This is a genomic window from Neptuniibacter halophilus (assembly GCF_030295765.1).
Classification (GTDB): domain Bacteria; phylum Pseudomonadota; class Gammaproteobacteria; order Pseudomonadales; family Balneatricaceae; genus Neptuniibacter; species Neptuniibacter halophilus.
The window spans coordinates 1,699,073-1,720,744 of record NZ_AP027292.1 but is presented as its reverse complement, the minus strand read 5'-3'; the positions used below and the strand labels follow the sequence as shown (position 1 = coordinate 1,720,744).

20 protein-coding genes are annotated in these 21,672 nt (G+C 56.3%); 11 read left to right on the top strand and 9 right to left on the bottom strand.

Annotation, left to right across the window (positions count from 1 at the left end; translation table 11 throughout):
* Nucleotides 1-2 precede the first annotated feature (2 nt).
* Genes QUD59_RS07980 through znuB form a run of 3 tightly spaced genes read left to right on the top strand, consistent with a single transcriptional unit; the run spans nt 3 to nt 2,052 of the window.
* Complete coding sequence (locus tag QUD59_RS07980) at nt 3-494, top strand: Fur family transcriptional regulator (RefSeq protein ID WP_286240693.1); 492 nt, start codon at nt 3-5, stop codon at nt 492-494.
* Nucleotides 491-1,264, top strand: a complete 774-nt coding sequence (znuC, locus tag QUD59_RS07975) for a zinc ABC transporter ATP-binding protein ZnuC (RefSeq protein WP_286240691.1) — start codon at nt 491-493, stop codon at nt 1,262-1,264. The genes QUD59_RS07980 and znuC overlap by 4 nt, the downstream gene beginning before the upstream one ends.
* On the top strand, nt 1,264-2,052 hold the full coding sequence (gene znuB / locus QUD59_RS07970) for a zinc ABC transporter permease subunit ZnuB (RefSeq protein ID WP_286240690.1): 789 nt from the start codon (nt 1,264-1,266) through the stop codon (nt 2,050-2,052). Before znuC ends, znuB begins: the two co-directional genes overlap by 1 nt.
* Here znuB and QUD59_RS07965 read toward each other — a convergent pair whose 3' ends face one another.
* Nucleotides 2,053-2,922 (bottom strand): DMT family transporter, encoded by an 870-nt coding sequence (locus QUD59_RS07965; RefSeq protein ID WP_286240688.1) that lies wholly within the window; start codon nt 2,920-2,922, stop codon nt 2,053-2,055.
* 128 nt (nt 2,923-3,050) lie between these two features.
* Here QUD59_RS07965 and QUD59_RS07960 point away from each other — a divergent pair, with 128 nt between their 5' ends.
* Nucleotides 3,051-4,127, top strand: a complete 1,077-nt coding sequence (locus tag QUD59_RS07960; protein ID WP_286240686.1) for a PQQ-dependent sugar dehydrogenase — start codon at nt 3,051-3,053, stop codon at nt 4,125-4,127.
* A gap of 9 nt (nt 4,128-4,136) precedes the next feature.
* On the opposite strand, the gene QUD59_RS07955 is transcribed toward QUD59_RS07960, so the two are convergent.
* Nucleotides 4,137-4,400, bottom strand: coding sequence for a YheV family putative zinc ribbon protein (locus QUD59_RS07955; protein ID WP_286240685.1), 264 nt, complete (start codon nt 4,398-4,400; stop codon nt 4,137-4,139).
* A gap of 4 nt (nt 4,401-4,404) precedes the next feature.
* Entirely contained in the window at nt 4,405-6,441 is a 2,037-nt protein-coding gene (gene prlC, locus QUD59_RS07950; RefSeq protein WP_286240684.1) for an oligopeptidase A, read from the bottom strand.
* A gap of 119 nt (nt 6,442-6,560) precedes the next feature.
* Between prlC and QUD59_RS07945 the strand changes: the two genes are divergently transcribed.
* The 7 genes from QUD59_RS07945 (at nt 6,561) to QUD59_RS07915 (ending at nt 13,917) form a co-directional block, all read left to right on the top strand.
* On the top strand, nt 6,561-7,106 hold the full coding sequence (locus tag QUD59_RS07945; RefSeq protein WP_286240681.1) for a gamma carbonic anhydrase family protein: 546 nt from the start codon (nt 6,561-6,563) through the stop codon (nt 7,104-7,106).
* Nucleotides 7,081-7,704 carry a hypothetical protein gene (locus tag QUD59_RS07940; protein WP_286240680.1) on the top strand — a complete coding sequence of 208 codons (624 nt, stop codon included), beginning with the start codon at nt 7,081-7,083 and terminating at the stop codon, nt 7,702-7,704. The genes QUD59_RS07945 and QUD59_RS07940 overlap by 26 nt, the downstream gene beginning before the upstream one ends.
* Nucleotides 7,705-7,814: 110 nt before the next feature.
* On the top strand, nt 7,815-9,095 hold the full coding sequence (locus QUD59_RS07935) for an imelysin family protein (RefSeq protein ID WP_286240679.1): 1,281 nt from the start codon (nt 7,815-7,817) through the stop codon (nt 9,093-9,095).
* A gap of 49 nt (nt 9,096-9,144) precedes the next feature.
* The gene (locus QUD59_RS07930) at nt 9,145-10,605 is read left to right on the top strand and encodes a di-heme oxidoreductase family protein (RefSeq protein WP_286240678.1); all 1,461 of its coding nucleotides are present in this window, start codon (nt 9,145-9,147) and stop codon (nt 10,603-10,605) included.
* Nucleotides 10,605-11,690 carry an imelysin family protein gene (locus QUD59_RS07925; protein WP_286240677.1) on the top strand — a complete coding sequence of 362 codons (1,086 nt, stop codon included), beginning with the start codon at nt 10,605-10,607 and terminating at the stop codon, nt 11,688-11,690. Before QUD59_RS07930 ends, QUD59_RS07925 begins: the two co-directional genes overlap by 1 nt.
* The gene (locus QUD59_RS07920; RefSeq protein ID WP_286240675.1) at nt 11,680-12,780 is read left to right on the top strand and encodes a DUF1513 domain-containing protein; all 1,101 of its coding nucleotides are present in this window, start codon (nt 11,680-11,682) and stop codon (nt 12,778-12,780) included. Before QUD59_RS07925 ends, QUD59_RS07920 begins: the two co-directional genes overlap by 11 nt.
* 99 nt (nt 12,781-12,879) lie before the next feature.
* A complete protein-coding gene (locus QUD59_RS07915) occupies nt 12,880-13,917 on the top strand; it encodes an LbtU family siderophore porin (protein ID WP_286240674.1) in 1,038 nt (345 codons plus the stop codon).
* Between the two features lie 181 nt (nt 13,918-14,098).
* Here QUD59_RS07915 and QUD59_RS07910 read toward each other — a convergent pair whose 3' ends face one another.
* The 6 genes from QUD59_RS07910 to QUD59_RS07885 all read right to left on the bottom strand — a co-directional run bounded on the left by QUD59_RS07910 (nt 14,099) and on the right by QUD59_RS07885 (nt 21,435).
* A complete protein-coding gene (locus tag QUD59_RS07910) occupies nt 14,099-16,480 on the bottom strand; it encodes a Lon protease family protein (protein WP_286240673.1) in 2,382 nt (793 codons plus the stop codon).
* 125 nt (nt 16,481-16,605) lie between these two features.
* Complete coding sequence (gene aroE / locus QUD59_RS07905) at nt 16,606-17,433, bottom strand: shikimate dehydrogenase (protein ID WP_286240672.1); 828 nt, start codon at nt 17,431-17,433, stop codon at nt 16,606-16,608.
* Between the two features lie 32 nt (nt 17,434-17,465).
* The gene (hemF, locus tag QUD59_RS07900) at nt 17,466-18,380 is read right to left on the bottom strand and encodes an oxygen-dependent coproporphyrinogen oxidase (protein WP_286240671.1); all 915 of its coding nucleotides are present in this window, start codon (nt 18,378-18,380) and stop codon (nt 17,466-17,468) included.
* Nucleotides 18,381-18,401: 21 nt separating this feature from the next.
* The gene (tsaC, locus tag QUD59_RS07895) at nt 18,402-18,977 is read right to left on the bottom strand and encodes an L-threonylcarbamoyladenylate synthase type 1 TsaC (protein WP_286240670.1); all 576 of its coding nucleotides are present in this window, start codon (nt 18,975-18,977) and stop codon (nt 18,402-18,404) included.
* A gap of 289 nt (nt 18,978-19,266) precedes the next feature.
* The gene (gene dprA / locus QUD59_RS07890; RefSeq protein WP_286240669.1) at nt 19,267-20,394 is read right to left on the bottom strand and encodes a DNA-processing protein DprA; all 1,128 of its coding nucleotides are present in this window, start codon (nt 20,392-20,394) and stop codon (nt 19,267-19,269) included.
* Nucleotides 20,395-20,406: 12 nt separating this feature from the next.
* On the bottom strand, nt 20,407-21,435 hold the full coding sequence (locus QUD59_RS07885) for a LysM peptidoglycan-binding domain-containing protein (RefSeq protein WP_286240667.1): 1,029 nt from the start codon (nt 21,433-21,435) through the stop codon (nt 20,407-20,409).
* Nucleotides 21,436-21,672 lie beyond the last annotated feature (237 nt).

Here is a 21,672-nt window from a genome sequence, read left to right as displayed (position 1 = left end):
TTATGGATAACGCTCAGCTTGGCTTTCACCCGGAGCACGATCACCACCACTGTATTGAACAGGCACTGGAGGACGCTCGCAGCCTCTGCAAAACCCGCGGCTTACGGTTTACCCCGATCCGCGAACTGGTGCTGCGCAGTATCTGGCAAAGTCACAAACCGCTGGGTGCCTACGAGCTTCTGCCTACACTCGCCGAAGCCGGGTTTAACTCCGCCCCCCCGACCGTATACCGGGCACTGGATTTCCTTCAGGAACAGGGACTGGTGCACCGCATCGCGCTGCTCAACGCCTTTATCGGCTGTCCCCATCCGGGGGAGCAGCATGAGAGCTCCTTCCTGATCTGCAAGCAGTGCAATAATGCGGTTGAGATCGATACCGATAACATCGTTCAAGCCATTGCCGGACAGGCACGTAAACTGGGTTTCCAGCCGGAACAGCAGTCAATTGAAGTACTCGGTCTCTGCCCCCGCTGTCAGCAGGGTGACGACGCATGAGTCAACACAGCCACGATCCGCTGGTACGTCTGAATCAGGTCAACCTGAGCTTTGGGCGCAACCATGTGCTGCAGGACATCAATACTGAACTGCACCGCGGCTGTATCACCACCCTGATCGGCCCCAACGGTGCCGGTAAAACCACACTGGTGCGCCTGGTACTGGGCCTGATCAAACCGGATAACGGCAGCATCTGGATGGAGCCGGGGTTACGCATCGGCTATATGCCGCAAAAACTGCAAATAGACACCACGTTTCCCCTCACCGTTGAGCGCTTTCTCCGTACCGCACAACGTTGTGACCGACCGCAGATGCTGTCGGCACTGGATAATGTCGGCGCCGCACGCCTGCTGCAGCAGAATATTCATAACCTCTCCGGCGGTGAGATGCAGCGCGTGCTGCTGGCCCGGGCACTGCTGCGTGACCCGCAGTTGCTGGTACTGGATGAACCGGTACAGGGTGTGGATATCAACGGGCAACTGGAACTGTACAACCTGATCGCGAGGATTCGCGATGAGCGTGGTTGTGGCGTACTGATGGTCAGCCACGACCTGCATCTGGTGATGGCCGCTACCGATCACGTCGTCTGCATCAATCACCATATCTGTTGCTCCGGCCACCCGGAACAGGTCACCAACGATCCCTCGTTCACCGAGCTGTTTGGTGTTAAGGGCAGCGACCAACTGGCGGTTTACAGCCACCACCATAACCATCGCCATAACGATCACGGCGATATCATTCACGACCACCCGTGCAAAGGGGATCACTGATGCCGGAATTTCTCCTCTTTGCTCTGCTTGGCGGACTGGGTGTAGCAGCCGTTGCCGGGCCACTGGGCTCTTTTGTAGTCTGGCGGCGGATGGCCTATTTCGGCGACACCCTCGCCCACTCGGCCTTGCTGGGCGTAACTCTGGGCTTTCTGCTGGATATCAATATGAATCTGGCGGTGGTGTTCTGCTGTGTCGCGCTGGCGCTGGTGCTGGTCGCGATGCAACGCCAGCGTCTGGTCGCCACCGACACCCTGCTCGGAATTATGGCTCACAGCGCCCTCTCACTGGGTCTGGTCGCCGTCGCCCTGCTTGAGATCCGGGTTGACCTGCTGTCTTACCTGTTCGGCGACCTGCTGGCGGTTGGCATGGAGGATCTGTTGTGGATCTATGGCGGCGGCAGCCTTGCGCTGGCGCTGCTCTGCTGGCTCTGGCAACCCTTACTGGCGATCACCATCAATGAGGAACTGGCCCATGTCGAGGGCGTTAACGTCGCCTGGACCCGTCTGGTTCTGATGCTGCTGATTGCGGTGGTGATTGCGATCGCCATGAAGATTGTCGGCCTGCTGCTGATCACCTCGCTGCTGATCATTCCTGCTGCTGCATCACGCCGTCTGGCCCGCACCCCGGAACAGATGGCGATCGGCGCAGGTCTGGTGGGCTGCCTCTCGGTCAGTGGCGGACTGGGGCTGTCATGGCACTTTGACACGCCTGCCGGCCCCTCAGTGGTCGTGGTAGCCCTGCTGATTTTTCTCCTTTTGTATGCCATCCCCTCGCGACAGAGGGCCTGATCAACGCTTCCAGAGGGCGTTGATCAATGCCCCTGCGATAATCAGGCCGCCCCCCAGCAGGGTCCACAGGGTGGGGATTTCGGCAAACAGCCAGATCCCCAGCAGCGCAGCAAATATCACCTGTACATAGGAGTAGGCGGTCGCCTTTGCCGCCGACTCGGTTGCCATCGCTTTGGTCAGGCCGATCTGACCCATCTGGGTAAAGATCCCCACCAGCAGCAGCAACATCAGCCCTTCCATATCCGGTATGACCAGTGTGTCACCCAGCATCACCAGCGAAGCCGGCAGTGCGATCAACGGGAAATAGAAAATGATCACTGAACTGTCTTCGGTCTGGCTCAGCTTGCGCACAAGCACATAGGCGGCCGCACTGCCAAAGGCCCCCGCCAGTGCGGCTGCCAGACTCAGTGCAGGCAGCGCACTGAAACCCTCAGCCACAGCCCCCGGCCGAACCATGACCAGCACCCCGGCAAAGCTCAGTAACAGACAGACAAGCGTCGCTGCACGTATCCGCTCCCCCAGAAACAACAGGGCCAGCAACGCGGTAAAGGCCGGATGGGTATACTGCAACACCGTCGCATCGGCCAGCGTCAGCGTGGTCACCGAATAGTACACACAGACCAGCGCCACAGCGCCAATGGCACCCCGCGCAACCAGCAGCATTTTCTGCTCTCCCCAGACCTGGATTCGCTTACGTTTGATATCCAGATAACTCAGCAACAGAGACACCGCAGCACGCGCCGCAACAATCTCCAGCACCGGAATACCGCGCATCCCCGCCGCTTTTACACAAGCCCCCATCAGGGCAAAACCCAGAGTGGATAACAGCATATAGCGGATCGCCGCCGGAATACTCAGAAACAGATTCATAGGTTATATAGCGTCACTTGGGGTGGATGGCTGGCGATCATAGCAGAATTGCTCCGCTCTCTCCCGCCTCTGGCGACATAGCCGGCTGACGACTATGGTTAGGGCAGTCTTTAACACAGGTCATCCCCATGAATGTACTGTTTCTCAGTCTGACAATGGCCCTGCCCGGCCCACTGCCGGACCTCTCAGCCCTGCAACATCCGCCGGGCGTTCAGATCGACGTCATCGCCCGTGCCGACAATGTTCGCCAGTTGGCGCTGGCTGCTGACGGCACCCTGTTTGCCGGCAGTCGCCGGGCAGGCAAAGTTTACGCCTTTCGCGATCTGGACGGCGATGGCCAGTATGAAGAGAGCAGGGTGATCGCCAGTAACCTGAATCTGCCCAGCGGAATCGCGCTGCAGGGCAATGATCTCTACGTGGCCGAAGTACACCAGATACTGCGTTTCCCCGGTCTGCTACCGCTGAGCAGTACGCCGCCCCCGGCGGAGGTCTATTTTGATCAGCTACCGGATAAACGCCACCACGGCTGGAAATATCTCAAATTCGGTCCGGATGGAGCGCTGTATTTCAATATCGGTGCGCCCTGTAATATCTGCCTCAGCCCTGAACCCTTCGCCACACTGGTGCGGCTGAGCGCTGATAAGCAACTGCAGATTATCGCCCAAGGCGTGCGCAACAGCGTTGGCTTCACCTGGCAGCCGGGGAGCAACCGCCTGTGGTTTACCGACAATGGCCGCGATCATCTGGGCGACGACCTGCCTTCCGACGAGCTGAACCAGCTACAGCACACCGGCGAACATTTCGGTTACCCCTTCCGCCACGGAGAGAACCTGCCTGACCCGCAATTTGGTACTCAGGGTGGCCATGACTCTACACCGGCCCGGTATGAACTGGGCGCCCATGTAGCCCCGCTGGGGCTGACGTTTTACCGGGGAGAAGGCCTGCCCGGTGCCGACCGGAACAGCCTGTTTATTGCCGAACACGGTTCCTGGAACCGCAGCAGCAAGGTGGGTTATCGAGTCGTGAAACTACAGATTGAGGGGGATCAGGTGATCAGCCATGAACCTTACATCAGTGGCTGGCTGCAGGGGCAGAGCCACTGGGGACGCCCCAACGATGTGCTGGTGACACCGCGCGGCCATCTGCTGATCTCGGATGACTATGCCGGAGTGATCTACCGGGTCAGACCTGAGCCCACCCGGTAGCATCCCGGCTTAGTGGTCCTTGCGACCACTGCCCGGGTTGGCAGTGAACAGCAACGGCTGTGCACCCTCCTCTATTTGCGGCTTGTTCTCCCGGTTTACCCGGGTTTCCAGCTCTTCCAGCTCAGGCTCGCCATCCAGACGCATGGAATCTTCATAATCGCAGCGGACACACTCTTTGTACTCCCGCGCCTCGTCACGGAAAGTACGGATACAATCCATCTCTCCACAGCGGGGGCAAACCGCCCCGGCGATAAACCGTTTAATTACACTCATGTTGTTACTCCGTAATTCCACTGTGACGCAGCAGTGCATCGACCTGTGGCTCACGGCCACGGAAAGCGACAAACAACTCCATCGGTTCTCTGGAACCGCCCATCTCCAGAATATGCTGACGGAAATCCGCACCGGCCGCTTCGCTGAAGATCCCCTCCTCCTCAAACCGGGAGAAAGCGTCCGCCGACAAGACTTCAGCCCACTTATAGCTGTAGTAACCAGCCGCATAGCCACCGGCAAAAATGTGACTGAAACTGTGCTGGAAGCGGTTAAACGCGGGTGGCGTGATCACCGCCACCTGACTGCGGACCTGATCCAGTACCGCCTGAACCGAGGTTTCACCCGGCTGGTAATCCCGGTGCAGAACGAAGTCGAACAGTGAGAACTCCAACTGACGCATCATCATCATGCCTGACTGGAAATTCTTCGCGGCAAGCATTTTATCCAGCAGCGCCTGCGGCAGTGGTTCACCACTCTGGTAGTGGCCCGAGATCAGCGCCAGCGCTTCCGGCTCGTAACACCAGTTTTCCAGAAACTGGCTTGGCAGTTCTACCGCATCCCAGGCAACCCCGTTGATACCGCTCACATCAGCACACTCAATCCGGGTCAGCATATGATGCAGGCCATGACCGAATTCGTGGAACAGCGTGGTCACTTCATTGTGGGTCAGCAGTGCCGGGTCATCGCCGACCGGTGAGCTGAAGTTACAGACCAGATAAGCCACCGGCAGTTGCAGGGCGCCATCATCCAGACGCCGACGCACCCGGCAATCATCCATCCAGGCCCCACCACGTTTTTTCTCACGGGCGTAGAGATCCATAAAGAAACGGGCAATCAGCTCACCGTTGCGGCTGATCTCAAACAGGCGCGCATCGGGATGCCAGCGATCAAATTCATTAACCTCGGTAATCTCAATATCAAACAGGCGCCCCGTCACCGCGAACAAACCCTCAAGCACCTTCGGCAGTGGGAAATAAGGCCGGATCTGCTCTTCAGAGATCGCATAACGGGCCTGTTTCAGTTTCTCGCCATAATAAGCCAGATCCCAGGCTTCGAGCGCTTCCAGACCATGCTCTTCACGGGCAAAGTCGGTTAACTGCTGAAAATCCTGCTGCGCAACAGCACGGCTTTTCTCAGCCAGATCGTTAAGAAAACCCACTACCTGATCGGTGTTTTCCGCCATTTTGGTCGCCAGAGAGTACTCCGCGTAGTTGTCAAAACCGAGCAGCTTCGCCAGTTCATAACGCAGATCAAGAATCTCTGTCATCACCGCCGAGTTATCCCACTGTCCTTCACCCGGTCCCTGTTCGGAAGCACGGGTTGCAAAGGCGGTATAGATTTCACGGCGCAGCTCCCGGTCATCCGCATAAGTGATGCACGCCAGATACGACGGGAAATCCAGCGTTACCAGCCAGCCCTCTTCTCCACGGCTTGCAGCCATCTGCTGTGCCGCCGCCTTCGCCATATCCGGCAGCCCCGCCAGCGACGCTTCGTCGGTTAACAGTTTGCTCCAGGCGTCGGTGGCATCCATCACGTTCTCGGAGAAACGGGTAGTCAACTCAGAAAGACGCTGCTGCAGCTCACCGTAGCGCTGCTTCTCCTCGCCCTCGAGAGCGATACCGGAAAGGCGGAAGTCACGCAGAGTGTTGCTGATCACCTTCTGCCGGGCTTCGCTCAGGGTGCTGAATTCGGAGCCGTCAGCCAGTTCACGGAAGGCCTGAAACAGGCCCTGATTCTGGCCCATCTCGGTCCAGTAGCGGGACAGTTTCGGCAGACAGGCATTATAGGCATCACGCAGCGCATCGCTGTTAACCACGGAGTTCATGTGCGAAACCGGAGACCAGGCCTTGGCCAGACGGTCATTCATCTCCTCAAGCGGTGCTACCAGAGTATCCCAGCTTGCGGTGGTCAGATTCTGCAGTAACTGCTCCACCCCAGCCCGGTTATCTGCCAGTATCTGATCAATAGCCGGCTCAATCGATTCCGGCTGGATCTTGCTGAAGGCTGGCAACAGCTGTGGTTCAAGCATTGGGTTACTCATTTTCCCGGCTCCATCAGATAATTTGAATCGCTTTTAAAGATGGGTACGAATCACGATTTTTCAATTCCCGCCCACTATTCCATAATACGCAACAAATAACCGAGCTGAGAGCACAGATTATGAAAATTCGGACCTATCAGGGTATGACTCCGAAACTGGGTGAGCGGGTCTTTGTCGATCCCACCGCGGTGGTACTGGGCGATGTGGAACTGGGCGATGATGTTTCAGTCTGGCCGCTGACCGTAATCCGCGGTGATATGCACCGCATCCGGGTCGGTAACCGCTGCAGTCTGCAGGATGGTTCAGTGCTGCATATCACCCACGCCGGCCCCTACAACCCGGATGGCTTCCCGCTGATTCTGGGTGATGATGTCACCGTGGGTCATCAGGCAATGCTGCATGGCTGCACCATCGGCAGCCGGGTTCTGGTGGGCATGGGCGCGATGATCATGGACGGCGCGGTTGTCGAAGATGAAGTGATTGTCGGCGCGGGCTCACTGGTACCACCGGGCAAAACGCTGGAAAGCGGTTATCTCTACATCGGTCGTCCGGTGAAACAACAACGCCCCCTGACTGAAAAAGAGCGGGAGTTTTTCCGCTACACCGCTGCCAACTACGTCAGGCTGAAGGATAAGCACCTTGAAGAAGATTATGCTGCGCTGTAAACCGCTGCTGCTCTGCACCCTGCTCGCCGGGTGCAGCTATAACCCGAACGGCACACCGGATAACTGGCTGCAATCCCATGGCTTGCAGTCAGAATCCCGGGAAACCCTGCGCCTGTGCCGCAACTTTGGCTGCAGCGACCGGGGTACAGTGCGGTTCAGCGCCGAAGATATGGCACAGATTCGCGCCCTGTTCACGCCTCAGTCCCGCTCCCCCGAGGAGGAGCGTCAGCGGATCGCCAACGCGATCGGCCTGATGGAGACGATCAGCGGCCCGCAACTGAACACCGTCGCCGATCTGGCAAAGAATGATTTCGCCCTCAGCAACCGCTCCAACCAACTTGACTGCATTGCCGAGAGCCTGAATACCAGCCGCTACCTGCTGACACTGGAACAACAGGGCCTGCTGCAATTCCACCGCACCGGTGGCAACGCCCACCGTGGCCCGCTCAGGCTCAGCGCCCCCCATAACAGCGCCACCATCCGGCAACTGAGCAACCAACAGGGCTTCGCCGTGGATTCCTGGTTCCGGGGCAATGGTGAACCCGCCTGGGTGGTACCGATAGAGATCTGGCTCTCGGGCAACGATCCGGCCGAGTAAAAAATGACGTGGAGCAGTTTTTATAAGCACAAATGCATTTATTATTGATATCTATTCTCATTACGATTACTCTCATCGCCTCAATAACCAGTAATAAAAGGAATTGATCGATGAACTTCTCCAGGTCGATGGCAGCACTCGCGGTCTCTACAGTACTTTTCGGCACCACACAGGCTCAGGCGGCAGCGCCCTCGGCTGAGGCCATTCTGAAAAACTACGCCGATATTGCTCACGCCACCTATGAAGACTCACTGCTGACGGCTAAACAGCTAAACAGCGTCATTGATCAGTTTCTGGCTCAACCTGACGAAGCCAACCTGAACAAGGCCCGTCAGGCCTGGATCGCAGCCCGTGTACCTTACCAGCAGTCAGAGGCTTACCGCTTCGGTAACGCGCTGGTCGATGACTGGGAAGGTAAGGTCAATGCCTGGCCTCTGGATGAAGGCCTGATCGACTACGTCGATCCGGGCTACGGCAGTGAATCCGACGAGAACCCGTTTTACAGCGCCAACATCATCGCCAACAAAACCCTGAAAATCGGCGGTGTCGAAGTAGACGCAACCCAGATCAACAAACAGTTGCTGGGCGAGGTACTGCATGAGATTGATGAGGTAGAGGCCAATGTTGCGACCGGTTACCACGCCATTGAATTTCTGCTCTGGGGTCAGGATCTGAACGGTACCCAACCGGGTGCGGGCCAGCGGCCGGCGACCGATTTTGATCTGCAGAACTGCAGCAACGGCAACTGCGACCGTCGCCGGGATTACCTCAAAGCGGCCACTGAACTGCTGATCGATGATCTGGCTGAAATGACTGCTAACTGGGCAGAAAACGGTGCTGCACGTCAGGATCTGCAGGCCAAAGGCCCGCAGGGCGGCCTCTCCACCATGCTCACCGGCATGGGCAGTCTGGCCTACGGCGAACTGGCCGGTGAACGTACAAAGCTGGGCCTGATGCTGCACGACCCGGAAGAGGAGCACGACTGCTTCTCCGATAACACTCACTTCTCCCACTATTACGATGCCAAAGGGATCAAGAACGTCTACCTCGGCCAGTACACCCGGGTTGATGGCAGTCAGGTGAAGGGCGCCAGCCTGTCCGAGCTGGTCAACAGCCAGAATGCTGATGCTGACAGCGCCCTGCGCGGCAAACTGGATGCAACGGAAGCGGCGGCTCAGGCGATGGTTGATGCGGCAGCAACAGGCAATACCTTTGACGTCCTGATCGCTGCAGATAACGCCGCGGGTAACCAGACGGTACAGACCTTTGTGGACGCACTGGTTGCTGAGGCGGAAGCGATCGAAAACGTGATTGCCACGCTGGAACTGGATGGCATCGAACTGGAAGGCTCAGACAGCCTCGACAACCCGGCACTGGTGGGTGCCGAGTAAATCAGGCACTGACTAAGACAGATCCGGGGCTTGCCCCGGATTTTCCGTTATGAAGACACTATTCTCATACCTTACACCCACTTTCGGGCTGCTGTTCGCACTCTGTCTGGCGCCTGTGAGTATGGCTACCGGGCAACAGTTTGATCCGGACGAAGTGGCGCAGGGCGGAGCAACCACCCATTACAAAGCCGCCGACAGCAAAGCTTTCAGCCATCCGGCTGCCAACATGCCGTTTGCACAGCAGATGGACTACCGCCTGGGTCTGGGAATATTCAAAAAACTCTGGGTGGCCGCCCCTTCGTCAACGACCGCCAGTGATGGCCTTGGACCCTTGTATAACGCCCGTTCCTGCATGCAGTGCCATCGCAACAATGGACGGGGCCACACGCCTGACCCTGACAACCCGGCCGATAACGCGATCTCCCTGTTCCTGCGTTTAAGTATTCCGCCGCAGACCGAAGCCCAGCGTCAGGCACTGGCCAGCGGACGTTTGGGCAGTATTCCGGAACCTGTGTATGGCAACCAGCTACAGGACTTTGCTGTCAGCGGGCTCAGCGCAGAAGGGCGCTTACGAATCAGCTACCGCGAGTTTCAGATCACCCTCAACGGCGGTGAACAGGTTTCGCTGCGCAAACCTGAGTATCATATAGACGATCCTCAGTTCGGCCCGTTACACCCACAATTAATGACGTCGCCGCGACTGACCCCGCCGATGATTGGTCTGGGCCTGCTGGAACGGATTCCGCAGCAGGCTATTCTTGCGTTGAGCGACCCTGATGACCGTGACGGAGATGGTATTTCCGGACGCGCCAACTGGGTCTGGGATCAGGCAGCGCAGGGTAAAGCCCTGGGACGCTTTGGCTGGAAAGCCGGCATGCCGAACCTGCAGCAGCAGAACAGTGCAGCCTTTAATGGCGATATCGGCATCTCCACAGCGGATGCCCGGAACCCTTACGGAGACTGCACTAAAGCCCAGCACGCCTGTCTCAGGCTGGCACATGGGGCCAGCCCGATTCACGCGGATCTGGAAGCGGCCCCGGAGATGGACCGCACGGTACTGTTTTTCAGTCAGCATATTGCCGTGCCGGCACGACGAAACGCGGATAACCCGGATGTGCTGGCAGGTAAACAGTTGTTCCTGCAAACCGGTTGCGCCCGCTGCCACCAGCCAGACTTCGTGACCGCTACTGATTCGCAACGACCGGCCTTAAGCCAGCAGAAAATCTGGCCCTACACTGACCTGCTGCTGCATGACATGGGTGATGGACTGGCCGATCAGCGCCCGGAATTCGCTGCCAATGGCCGCGAATGGCGGACCCCACCGCTGTGGGGCATCGGCCTCACCAGACTGGTCTCCGGCCATACCCATTTCCTGCACGACGGTCGCGCCCGAAGCCTGCTGGAGGCGATACTCTGGCACGGCGGTGAAGCCCGCAGCGCACGCGACAACGTGGTCAACATGCCGGTTTCTGACCGGGCAAAACTGATTAAATTCCTGGAGTCTCTCTAGTGAGCTTTTGCATAAAATCATCCCTTCTGCTGCCAGCACTGGCCCTGATCGGTTTTCAGCCCAGCGCTCAGGCAGACGTCAGCCCGGAGCAGTGGCTGCGCCTGAATCAAAGCATCGTCAGCGAGCATGTACTGCCCGGTTACCAAACCCTGGCCTCAAGCGCGGCCAGACTGGCATTAACGACAGCCGCCCTGTGTCAGCAGACCGATAAGGCACATCTTGAAGCCAGCCGGGAAGCTTTTCGCCAGACGCTGGCCGCATGGCAGGGGATTCAGCACATCAACTTCGGCCCTGTCGAATTGCTGATGCGTAACTACAGCATGCAGTTCTGGCCGGACAAAAAGAACCTCACATCCCGCCAGTTGGAGAAGCTGCTGACCGCGAAGGACCCGGCGACCCTGAGTCAGGCGTACCTGCAGGGTGCCAGCATCGCCGTGAAAGGGCTGCCGGCAATGGAACGACTGCTGTTTGCCGATCAGTCTCTGATGACGATCCGGCAGAATCCGTTCAACTGCCAGTTTGCCCACGCCGTAAGCGACTATATCAGGCTGCAGAGTCACAACACCTATACAGAGTGGCAGAGTTTCCAGCAGGAGTTCAGTTATCTGGAATCGGAAGAGGGCAGCTACGAGAGCGCAGAAGAGGCGGGGATCGATCTGCTGAAAGCTCAGGTGGAACCCATTGAGATTATTCGCGACCTGAAACTGCTGCGCCCGCTGGGCAACAAAAAAGCCCGTCCACGACAGTTAGAGAGCTGGCGCAGCCGACAAGCGCTGACCAACCTCCGTACTAACATCGCCTCCCTGCACCATATGTACAGCGGGCTGAAAGGCTATTCCTTTTCACAACTGCTGCAGGATAAGGGAGAAAAGGCGCTGGCAGCCAGCATCGAGCAGCAGTTTGTCACCCTGAAACAACAGTTAAGCGAGATCCCCGGCCCGCTGTATGAGCAGATCCGGGATGATCAGGTACGCGCTCAGCTGTTGCAGGTGAGCAGCGAGCTGAAACAACTCAACAGCGACCTGAAACAGGCCGTCAGCAACCTCGGAGTACAACTGGGATTCAATAGCCGCGATGGGGATTAACCGACGTCAGTTCAGCCTGTTACTGGCCAGCAGCCTGTTTTCGCCCGGCCTGATGGCTGAAACCCGAGGCACTGCTCCGCTGTTTGCTTCCGCTGCCAAAACCCGGGCCGGCGAGTATCAGCTCCGCCTGATCGATCAACAGGGCAAGGTACAGTTCAGCCATACCTTGCCCGCCCGTGCGCACCATGTGGAGCGGCACCCGAACCGGCCACTGCTTGCCGTGGTTGGCCGACGGCCGGAAACCTTTATCGATCTGCTGGATTACCAGAACAAAACGCTGCTGCAGCGTATCCACAGCAGTCCGGGACAGCACTTTTACGGCCATGCAATCTTCAGCCCTGACGGCCGCTATCTGATCAGCAGTGAAAATCAGATAAACACCGGGGAAGGCCTGATCGTCGTGCGGGATCTGCAGCAGAAGGCTGTCGTTATCCGCCAGTTTTCCTCCGCAGGAACGGGCCCTCACGAACTGAAGATGATGCCCGACGGACGCACTCTGGTCGTTGCAAACGGCGGTATCCTGACCCATCCGAACCGGGGCAGGGAGAAGCTCAATCTGGAGACAATGCAGCCGTCACTGGCCTATCTGGATCTGGCCAGCGGCCAGTTGCTGGAGCAGGTGTTCATGCCGCAGACGTTGCATCAACTGAGCATCCGCCATTTTGACATCAACCCGCGGGGCAGGGTGGCGATCGCCCTGCAGTATCAGGGCGCCAAGTCGGATGATGTACCTCTGGTGGCCTTCCATACCCGGAGCCGGCCATTACAGTTGGTTCGCGCACCTGCTGAGGTCAATCTGGCGATGAAGCAATACTGCGGCAGCGCCCGTTACGATCGTAGCGGACAGGTGGCGGCAATCTCATCACCACGAGGTAACTTAGTTACCTTTTGGAATGAACAGGGTGAGTATCTCAGTCAGGTCGCAAGCCGGGATGGTTGCGGTCTGGCCGCAACCCCGAATGACGCAGAGTTTCTGATCACCACCGGGCGCGGCCGCTGTTATCGCTACAACGCCAGTAATGGTCAGCGGGAGAAAGTTCCCCTGAGTGAAATTGTCGCCTGGGATAACCACCTGAGCAGCTTCAGTTAAAAAACTGAGGCGGCATCAACCCGGCACAGAAATAAAGTTAATGTAATATTATAACATAATCAATATAATCACCGACGCTTTGATATAGAAGGGTAAACCATGAAGAAAACCGCAATTGCAACACTGATCACCGCTGCACTGACCAGCGCCACTCCAGCATACGCCTCGGACGTTGTAGCAGAACTGAATGCTATGAAAGCACGTATTGCTCAACTGGAAGCTAAGCTGGCTGAGCAGCAGGAAACCATTGAACAGCAGGCCGCAAGCCCCGCATCTGCAGGTGGCTTTGCCGATAATGTCAGCGTTTCCGGCGCACTGGAAATTCTGGCGTCCCACAGCGAAGAAGAGAGCGGCAACTCCGCCAGCGACATTGAAGTCGACACCTTTGAGCTGGCAGTAGAAGCTCAGCTGAATGAGCTGGTCGCCGTTTCCTCTCTGCTGGAATACAACTCAGATGATGATGGGATTGAACTGTCTGAAGCTTATGCCGTTATCGGTAACGATGAGACTCCGGCCACTCTGACCGTAGGTAAGGCGCCGATTCCGTTCGCGGCCATCAACGACGCAGGCTGGACTTCCCCTCTGACCGATGATTTCTTCGACATCACTGAAGGGATGGCGATGGCGTCGTTCGGAACAGGCCCGCTGGCGGCTGACGTTTTCATCTACAACAACGATGAAGGTGATTCGGTAAATACCTACGGCCTGAATCTGTCTCTGGAAGCGGCTGAAGGGCTGACTCTGGGTGCCGGTTACGCCAATGACCTGCAGGACGATGCTAATGATCTGACAGACCTGACCAGCGAAGCGGCGGATGCATGGCGTCTGAATGCGCTGCTGGAAACCGGCCCGTTTGCCTTCAGTGCAGAGTTTATTGAAGTGGATGGCAGCGACTTTGATCCTCAGTTTATGGCACTCAATGCTGCCTATAACACGGAGCTGTTCGGTGCAGAGGGTCAGGTTTATCTGGGTTACAGCGATATCGATGATTCTGCAGCCGATGCCGAGCGTACCGTACTGGGCATGGAACGCGCCTTTGGTGAGAACACCAGCGTAGTAGCAGAATATGTGCGTGACGAAGATAACAGCGGTGCTGAAACCGATACCCTGAATCTGGTTCTGGTTACCGAGTTCTGAGGCATCCCCTAGCAGGAGTGACAGACCGGTACTGAATCCCCCTTCATCATCAGCACCGGTCGTCACAATCTGTTGGTTGTGCTGGCAAACAGCACAACCCTTTGTTTCGGCGGATATTATCCTTTCAGGAACCGATTGGGAACCGGTGCCATAAAAGTTTCATCCGGGATCCGGATGCAGCCTATTTTTCCTCAACTTTCGCGCTGGAAACCTCACGCAGCCGCTTCACCACCAGTGCATTAATACTACGCTGAGTGAAGCTGCCATCCTCCTTGCGCCGGCCGGCTTTACGGCCCATCAGAATCTCCAGGCACTCATCCACATGGGACACCGCGTAGACCGCGAACATCCCTTGTCTTGCGGCTTCCACCACTTCGGCTTTGAGCATCAGATTGCGCACGTTCGCCCGTGGTATAACAACCCCTTGCTCCCCATTGAGACCACGGGTTTTACACAGGTTAAAGAAGCCTTCGATCTTCTCATTAACTCCGCCGATCGCCTGCACTTCACCATATTGGTTGATCGATCCGGTAATCGCAAAATTCTGGCTGATCGGGATGTGGGTCAATGCAGAGAGCAGGGTGCAGACCTCCGCCAGTGATGCACTGTCGCCATCAACCAGACCGTAGGATTGCTCCAGCGCAATACTGGCAGAGATCGACAACGGGAAATCCTGCGCATACTGATGACCGAGGAACCCGGTGAGAATCAGCACCCCTTTGGAGTGAATCGGCTGCCCCAGTGTAACTTCACGCTCAATATCGACGATACCGCGACTACCGGGGTGCATCGTCGCGGTAATCCGTGCCGGTGTACCAAAGGCCACATCGCCCACCTGCAGCACTGTCAGCCCGTTGGCTTTACCGATCGCCTCGCCCTCGGTATCGATCAGCACGGTTTCATTGAGAATACTCTCTGCGATTTTTTCTGACATCCGCGAGGTACGGCGCTCTTTCGCATTCAGCGCCATCTCAACATGATCCGCGTTGATCAGTTCATCTTCCTCTCGAATCCGCTTGAAATCCGCCTCACAGAGCAGATCCACCAGCTCTCCGATATGTGCTGACAGCAGCTCCTGATCCTCAGCCTGTCGCGAGCTGTGTTCCACCAGTCGCGCCACGGCACGCCGGGTCAGCGGCGCCAGCCCCTCCTCATCGGCCAGGGTTTTCATCAGCCGGGCGTAGTTGCGAACCATCTGCGCAGTACGCTTTACATCCTCATCAAAATCCACCACCACACGGAACATCTTCTCGAAATCGTGATCCAGCTCCTGCAGCAGGTAATAGATATTCCGCGCGCCGATCACCACCACTTTTACCGACAGGGGAATCGCCTGCGGGGTCAAGGTAATGGTACTGATTCCGGTATATTCGCTGGCCGGGCTCTCAATACGAATCTCATGGGACTTAAGAGCGCGCTTCAGGGCACCATAGACAAATGGCTGTTCCAGCAGTTTTTCTGCCTCCAGCACCAGATAACCACCATTAGCCCGGTGCAGAGCACCGGGGCGGATCAGTTTATAGGAGGTCGACAGAGCCCCCATCTCCGATGTGTACTCAACCCGGCCAAACAGATTTTCATAACTCGGATGCGCCTCGTAGATAACCGGCGCGCCTTTAACTTTCTCGTTATCCACCAGCAGGTTAACGCCGTAGTTATTCTCCATATAGTTACGGCGGCTGGCATCGGTTACCGGCTCCAGCAACTTCTCCTCACCGACAATTTCGGCGCAGTTTTTCACCAGAGAGGTTTCCATCTCTGCCAGATAGTCGGACACCGTAGGGATATTGGAGTATTTATCTTTAACCTGCTGAAACAGGCGTGATACCGAGTGGCGCGCTGTATCGCGGTCGAGATTTTTCAGCTTTTCAGTGGCTTCCCGGCGCCACAGGGGCAGTTCGGTCAGGGCATCGTTGAGCTTATCCTCAAGGCTGGCGATCGCCCGGGTAAAACCATCACGTACCTCCTCCGGCAGTTGCGAAAACACCGCTTCGTCCATTGCCTGTCCATCTGCGACCGGCGTGAAACCAACGCTGCCGGCATCTCGATAAACCGCAATACTGTACTCACGGGCCTCTTTCTCTACCGCCTCGATGGCCTGATCGTAGTAACGGTTCAGATCCCGCTCAATACGGCTTTTCTTGCGCTGATAGGCCGGACTCTCAAAAGCCGCGGGCATCTCAGCCAGGGTGGTTTCGATAATATTTTTAATGTCGCGCTTGAACTGCTGCGCCTTCCCGGCAGGGAAGTTAATCGCCAGCGGGTTACGATTATCCTTCAGGTTATTCAGATAAACCCAGTCGCCCGGTTTCTTCTCTTTTTTAGCAATCGCTTTGAGATTTTCCATGGCGAAGGAGAAGCGCCCGGTGTGGGGGTTACCCATCACAAACAGGTTATAACCCGGCCTGCGCATGCCGATACCAAAGTCCATTGCTTCAATGGCCCGGTCCTGACCAAAAAAGCCGGTGAAGGGTTTCAGGGTAGCAGTGGTTTTAAAGGGCAGTAATTCAGGATCACAACTGCGATACAGTTGTTCGGTGGATAGTCGGGTTTCCGTTACCATAGGGTACTCCCGCAGCAGACTGAAAGAGGCAGATTTTCTCTGTACCTAGAAACGTTATACGCCGCACAGGCGGCGCATGCAACCCGACATAATGATTTCTGAAAATAAGAACAGCTGTTTTAAAATCAAACAGTTAATGAATCTCTGATGGCGCGTATCACAGCCCCGGAATCCGGTTCAACACCGCGCCAGATCTGAAACGACTGTGCCGCCTGCTCCACCAGCATACCCAGCCCGTCGAGGGCTTTAACAGCGCCATTCTGCTGCGCCCACTGACAGAATGCGGTCGGCTCTGCCGAGTACATCATGTCGTAGCACCAGGCATTTTCAGCCAGAATGCCCGCTGGCAGGGGAGGCACTTCGCCCTGCAGGCTGGCAGCGGTACCATTGATCACCAGATCGAAACATTCCCCCTGCAATGTTTCAAAACCGCAGCCCTGCACATCCCCGAGATCGGCAACCAGCTGTGCCAGTTCCTCCGCTTTGGAGGCGGTGCGGTTAGCGATGACCAGTTTCAGGGGTTGTTGTTCCAGCACCGGCTGAAGTACACCGCGCACAGCGCCGCCCGCTCCCAGAATCAGCACCCGCTTTCCACGGATTTCACCACCGTGATTACGCACAATATCCCGCACCATGCCAATACCGTCGGTATTATCACCACAGAGTTCTCCGGCCTGGTTCCGGTACAGCGTGTTGACCGCGCCAGCCAGCTTAGCCCGTGGGCTGAGCTGCTCTGCCATAGCCCAGGCCTGCTGCTTAAACGGGATGGTAATATTCAGCCCGCGCCCGGTACCCTGAAGAAATTCATCCACATACCCTGCGAACTGATCCTCGGGTACACAGATCGCTTCATAGGTCAGATCCTGCCCGGTCTGAGTGGCGAACGAAGCATGAATTTGCGGTGATTTAGAGTGCTTAATCGGATTACCAAACACGGCATAGCGATCTGTCATCTGTCCTGCCTTTTTACCTTGCCCTGAGAATGTTAAATGGATAACCAGTTACGTGGTTTAAGGTAACGCTCATAGAGCACTGCTTCCTCACTACCCGGTTCCGGCTTCCAGTCATAGCCCCAGCGGACTTCAGGCGGCATCGACATCAGAATCGACTCGGTGCGGCCGCCAGACTGAAGACCAAACAGGGTACCCCGGTCATAGACCAGATTAAATTCGACGTAACGACCGCGGCGGTGGAGCTGGAAATCACGCTGCCGCTCGCCATAAGGCTTATCGCGGTTGCGCTCAATAATTGGCACGTATGCCTCGGCATAAGCGTTGCCGATCGACTGCATCAGAGCAAAACTCTTCTCAAAGCCCAGCTCATTGAGATCATCAAAGAACAGACCACCCACGCCGCGTGGTTCATCACGGTGCCGGAGGTAAAAATATTCGTCGCACCATTCCTTAAAGCGGGGATAGATATCTTCGCCAAAAGGATCACAGGCTTCCTTCGCCTTCTGATGCCAGAAACGGCAATCTTCATCATTGCCATAGTATGGCGTGAGGTCGATGCCGCCACCGAACCACCAAACCGGCTCTTCACCTTCCTTTTCGGCAATGAAGAAACGCACATTGGCATGGGAAGTAGGGATATAAGGATTATGGGGATGAATCACCAGTGAAACCCCCATCGCCTGAAAATTTCTGCCTGCCAGTTCCGGACGATGTGCGGTAGCAGAGCCTGGCAACTGATCACCAAATACATGGGAAAAGTTCACGCCCCCTTTTTCGATGATCGCGCCATCGGCCAGCACCCGGGTACGACCACCGCCACCCGCTTCTCGCTGCCACTCATCCTGAACAAATTTTCCTTTACCGTCAGCCCGCTCGAGCGCATCACAGATGCGCTCCTGCAGTCCTAATAAGTAGTCTTTAACGGCATCAATATCGGGTGCAGACATAGTAATCACTCACATAAATTTTCAGGCCCGGACAAGCCGGTCTGATTTTAAATCACGAATCTGGGTCGGCTGAGCCAGATCTCCCAGCTCACCGGGAAGAAGATAATCGAGCTTTTCTCCGAAGTAAGTCTTCACTCTCAATGAATCCTTTGCCGGATCGTGTGCAGCCGGGTTGGCTGAAGTAGAAACAATGAATGATCCGTATGCTTCAGTCAGCCTTTTCACCTGTTTGTGAGCACTCACTCTCACAGCCACTGCATCATGCTTACCCTTGATCCAGTGCGGAATCAATCCGCGCTTATCGGGTAAAATCCAGGTATAAGGCCCCGGCCAGTTAGCAGTCACTTTGGTATATTCATCATCACTCAGATCCTGAAGCAGGAAATCGATCTGCTGTAAATCTGCGGCTACCAGAACCAGACCTTTATGCATAGGACGGCGCTTAATCGCAAGCAGATGAGAGACCGCATCCTCATTAAACGGATCGCAACCCAGGCCCCAAACAGCTTCAGTAGGATAGGCGATCACCCCACCACGGCGTATCGCTCTAACGGACTGGTTGATATGCCACCAGTCGGGAGTCAGATTAACATTCACTTTTGTAAGGTTCCCTGCAACATTGCGTTGCCCAGTATCAAAATTAGCCCGACCTGCTGCCGAATGATCAACCCCACCGTTTTATCCGGTGAAAACAACAGACTGGCGCTTGCCAAAACGCGGCAAGTTTACCTAAAGAGGGGCTGAACACTAAATGTTCAACCGTTTTTTTTCAACTCCTGTTCGGCTATAGCTATATACGCAAAACCCATAGAAACAGGGTGTTAGGGAACCTTCGAACAGGTCGTTGAGGCGCACTGTCAGATGCGCCATAGAGCTGAGGCCGGCTTTAACAACGCTGATATACGCCGCCGGCGTGCGCGATAATCCCCAGCAACTCCAGTTCAGTCAGGCAAACACTCAACTCTTCCACATCCAGCCCACTACTCGTGCTTAGCTGATCCAGTGTCAGAGATTCATAACCTAACCACGCCAGCACTGCCTGCTGCGCTGGCGTCAATGATGCTGTTATATCGGGCTCCGGCGCAGGCCCGGTGACGTTTTCGGCCAGATATCCCAGCATCGGTGCCAGCGGCTGAATGATGTCGGTGGCACTCTCCACCAGCAGCGCACCTTCACGGAGTAACTGATGACACCCTTTGCTCAGCGGGTTGTGAATTGAACCGGGAATGGCAAATACCTCCCGTCCCTGTTCCATTGCCTGTCGGGCGGTGATCAGAGACCCGCTCCTGAGAGCGGCTTCGACCACCAGCACCCCCAGACTCATACCGCTGATGATCCGGTTACGGCGCGGGAAATGAGCGGCCCGCGGCGCTGAACCGGGAAACAGCTCACTCACCCAGCATCCACCATTTGCCAGAATCTGTTCTGCCAGCTTCAGATTACGTTGCGGATAGGGACGATCCAGGCCGGTGCCCAGTACGGCGATGGTCGGCGCCTGCTGTGCCACGCAGGCCTGATGAGCCGCAGCATCGATCCCCAAAGCAAGCCCTGAGCAGGTGCTCAGCCCATTTTCGGCCAGATAACGGGCAAACTCCGCCGCCTGACGCAAACCAGCCGCAGAAGCGCTCCTGCTGCCGACAATGGCAATCTGCGGCAGTGATAACGCTGTCAGGCCACCTCTGACAAACAGGATAACGGGGGGATCATGAATCTGCTTCAGAAGAGTGGGGTATTCAGGGTGGGTCAGGGGGAGTATGGATGCATCAGCGGTGTTATCCAGCCACGTAAGTGCCTGATTAACTTGAGCAGCCACCTGACTTCGGGAAGCACCTGCATGATACTGCTGCAAGGCATTGATGGTTGAGGATTTAAGACCGAGCCGTTGCCAGTCGAGCTCTGAGCCGCCTAACAACCTGCCGGGCGTCCAGCCCAGATCCCATAGACGTTTGACAGAAGCCGCTCCCAGACCGGGGAGGGCAGCAACGGCGATCCACTCCTTTGGATCGCCAGACATAGATGCTATTCCTTATGGTTCGCGTATCTCATCGCCGATAGAGACCACATCCCGGCTCTGCATGATCAGACCGTAACTGACTTTCTCAAACACTTTAAAGATCATCAGCTCACCGGATCGCTCCTGCGGCAGGGTTACCAGCTCTTTCGTTACCGGATCCTTCACCACCTCGCCGCGGCGGTAGATCGCAAAGACATGCCCGGTTTCCAGCCCTTCACGGCTACCGCGGTTCAGCGCTACCACGTTGAACTGGCCTCCGTCACGCACACCACCCAGTACCGAAAGCACCTGGCCGGTCACCCCTTCAGGGGAAGCCTTAGGGTAGAAGACTGACTCAATCCGGACCTCTTCGGTCGGCACGACCCGATCCAGTACCCGCACCTCTTTATTTGATTTGCGAACATCCAGCGTAATCACATCATCGCTTTTCGCCGCTACGTCAGCTTCCGCAATCTTCAGCATCTCATAGCCAAGAAACTCTTCGGTATCCGGATCGACATATTCATTCGCGGCACGGTAAATGCCCTGACGCTTCTGATCCTCAAGCAGAGTGCCGCGGGCGTAGATACGGTCGCCGGCACCGGCAATGATCCGCTCGCTCTGGCCACCCAGAACATAAGGTGCCTCTTTCAGCAGATCTTCAGAGAGAACCCGGTTGTCGTTAAGGAAACTGATGATGTCACGCAGCGGGATTGCAGGGATTGCATCTTCCAGAGGGCTGACACGGGCACGCGGATAAATGCCGCTGTCACGACGAACACCCAGACGCGGTTTGCCATCAACCCAGGTCAGGTAGATGACATCACCCGGGTAAATCAGATGGGGGTTGTCGACCTGAGGGTTGATTCCCCAGACTTCAGGCCACTTCCAGGGGCTCTGAAGGAATCGTCCGGAGATATGCCACAGCGTATCTCCCTTCACCACTACATACTCTTCGGGGTGATCGTCCCGGAGGAGAAGATTATCCTTCCGCGTTTCCGCCTGAACAGGCGTAATGACGACCATCATCAAGGCGAACAAACCGCATAACAATTTTTTCATGTCCAGTTCCCTTATTACCGTGATCCACCGTCGCACAGGAAGCGCGGAGGAAAACAGTAACGACAATGCATTGAGCGTTCTAATCAGTATAATAGGCAGATTAATATTTTTCGCTATTGTTCTCGATTATATCTTTCGGCTATAAGCCGGAATTATCGAGCTAAAATTAATGGTGCCCGCTGACAGCGTCTAACTTAACATGTTTGACCGCCTGATTCCCATGCAGTCGCACCCAGT

Excerpts from the sequence above, each read along its gene's own strand:
- QUD59_RS07980 (WP_286240693.1), top strand. The coding sequence starts at position 3 with ATGGATAACGCTCAGCTTGGCTTTCACCCGGAGCACGATCACCACCAC.
- znuC (WP_286240691.1), top strand. The coding sequence starts at position 491 with ATGAGTCAACACAGCCACGATCCGCTGGTACGTCTGAATCAGGTCAAC.
- znuB (WP_286240690.1), top strand. The coding sequence starts at position 1,264 with ATGCCGGAATTTCTCCTCTTTGCTCTGCTTGGCGGACTGGGTGTAGCA.
- QUD59_RS07965 (WP_286240688.1), bottom strand. The coding sequence starts at position 2,922 with ATGAATCTGTTTCTGAGTATTCCGGCGGCGATCCGCTATATGCTGTTA.
- QUD59_RS07960 (WP_286240686.1), top strand. The coding sequence starts at position 3,051 with ATGAATGTACTGTTTCTCAGTCTGACAATGGCCCTGCCCGGCCCACTG.
- QUD59_RS07955 (WP_286240685.1), bottom strand. The coding sequence starts at position 4,400 with ATGAGTGTAATTAAACGGTTTATCGCCGGGGCGGTTTGCCCCCGCTGT.
- prlC (WP_286240684.1), bottom strand. The coding sequence starts at position 6,441 with ATGAGTAACCCAATGCTTGAACCACAGCTGTTGCCAGCCTTCAGCAAG.
- QUD59_RS07945 (WP_286240681.1), top strand. The coding sequence starts at position 6,561 with ATGAAAATTCGGACCTATCAGGGTATGACTCCGAAACTGGGTGAGCGG.
- QUD59_RS07935 (WP_286240679.1), top strand. The coding sequence starts at position 7,815 with ATGAACTTCTCCAGGTCGATGGCAGCACTCGCGGTCTCTACAGTACTT.
- QUD59_RS07930 (WP_286240678.1), top strand. The coding sequence starts at position 9,145 with ATGAAGACACTATTCTCATACCTTACACCCACTTTCGGGCTGCTGTTC.
- QUD59_RS07920 (WP_286240675.1), top strand. The coding sequence starts at position 11,680 with ATGGGGATTAACCGACGTCAGTTCAGCCTGTTACTGGCCAGCAGCCTG.
- QUD59_RS07915 (WP_286240674.1), top strand. The coding sequence starts at position 12,880 with ATGAAGAAAACCGCAATTGCAACACTGATCACCGCTGCACTGACCAGC.
- QUD59_RS07910 (WP_286240673.1), bottom strand. The coding sequence starts at position 16,480 with ATGGTAACGGAAACCCGACTATCCACCGAACAACTGTATCGCAGTTGT.
- aroE (WP_286240672.1), bottom strand. The coding sequence starts at position 17,433 with ATGACAGATCGCTATGCCGTGTTTGGTAATCCGATTAAGCACTCTAAA.
- hemF (WP_286240671.1), bottom strand. The coding sequence starts at position 18,380 with ATGTCTGCACCCGATATTGATGCCGTTAAAGACTACTTATTAGGACTG.
- dprA (WP_286240669.1), bottom strand. The coding sequence starts at position 20,394 with ATGTCTGGCGATCCAAAGGAGTGGATCGCCGTTGCTGCCCTCCCCGGT.
- QUD59_RS07885 (WP_286240667.1), bottom strand. The coding sequence starts at position 21,435 with ATGAAAAAATTGTTATGCGGTTTGTTCGCCTTGATGATGGTCGTCATT.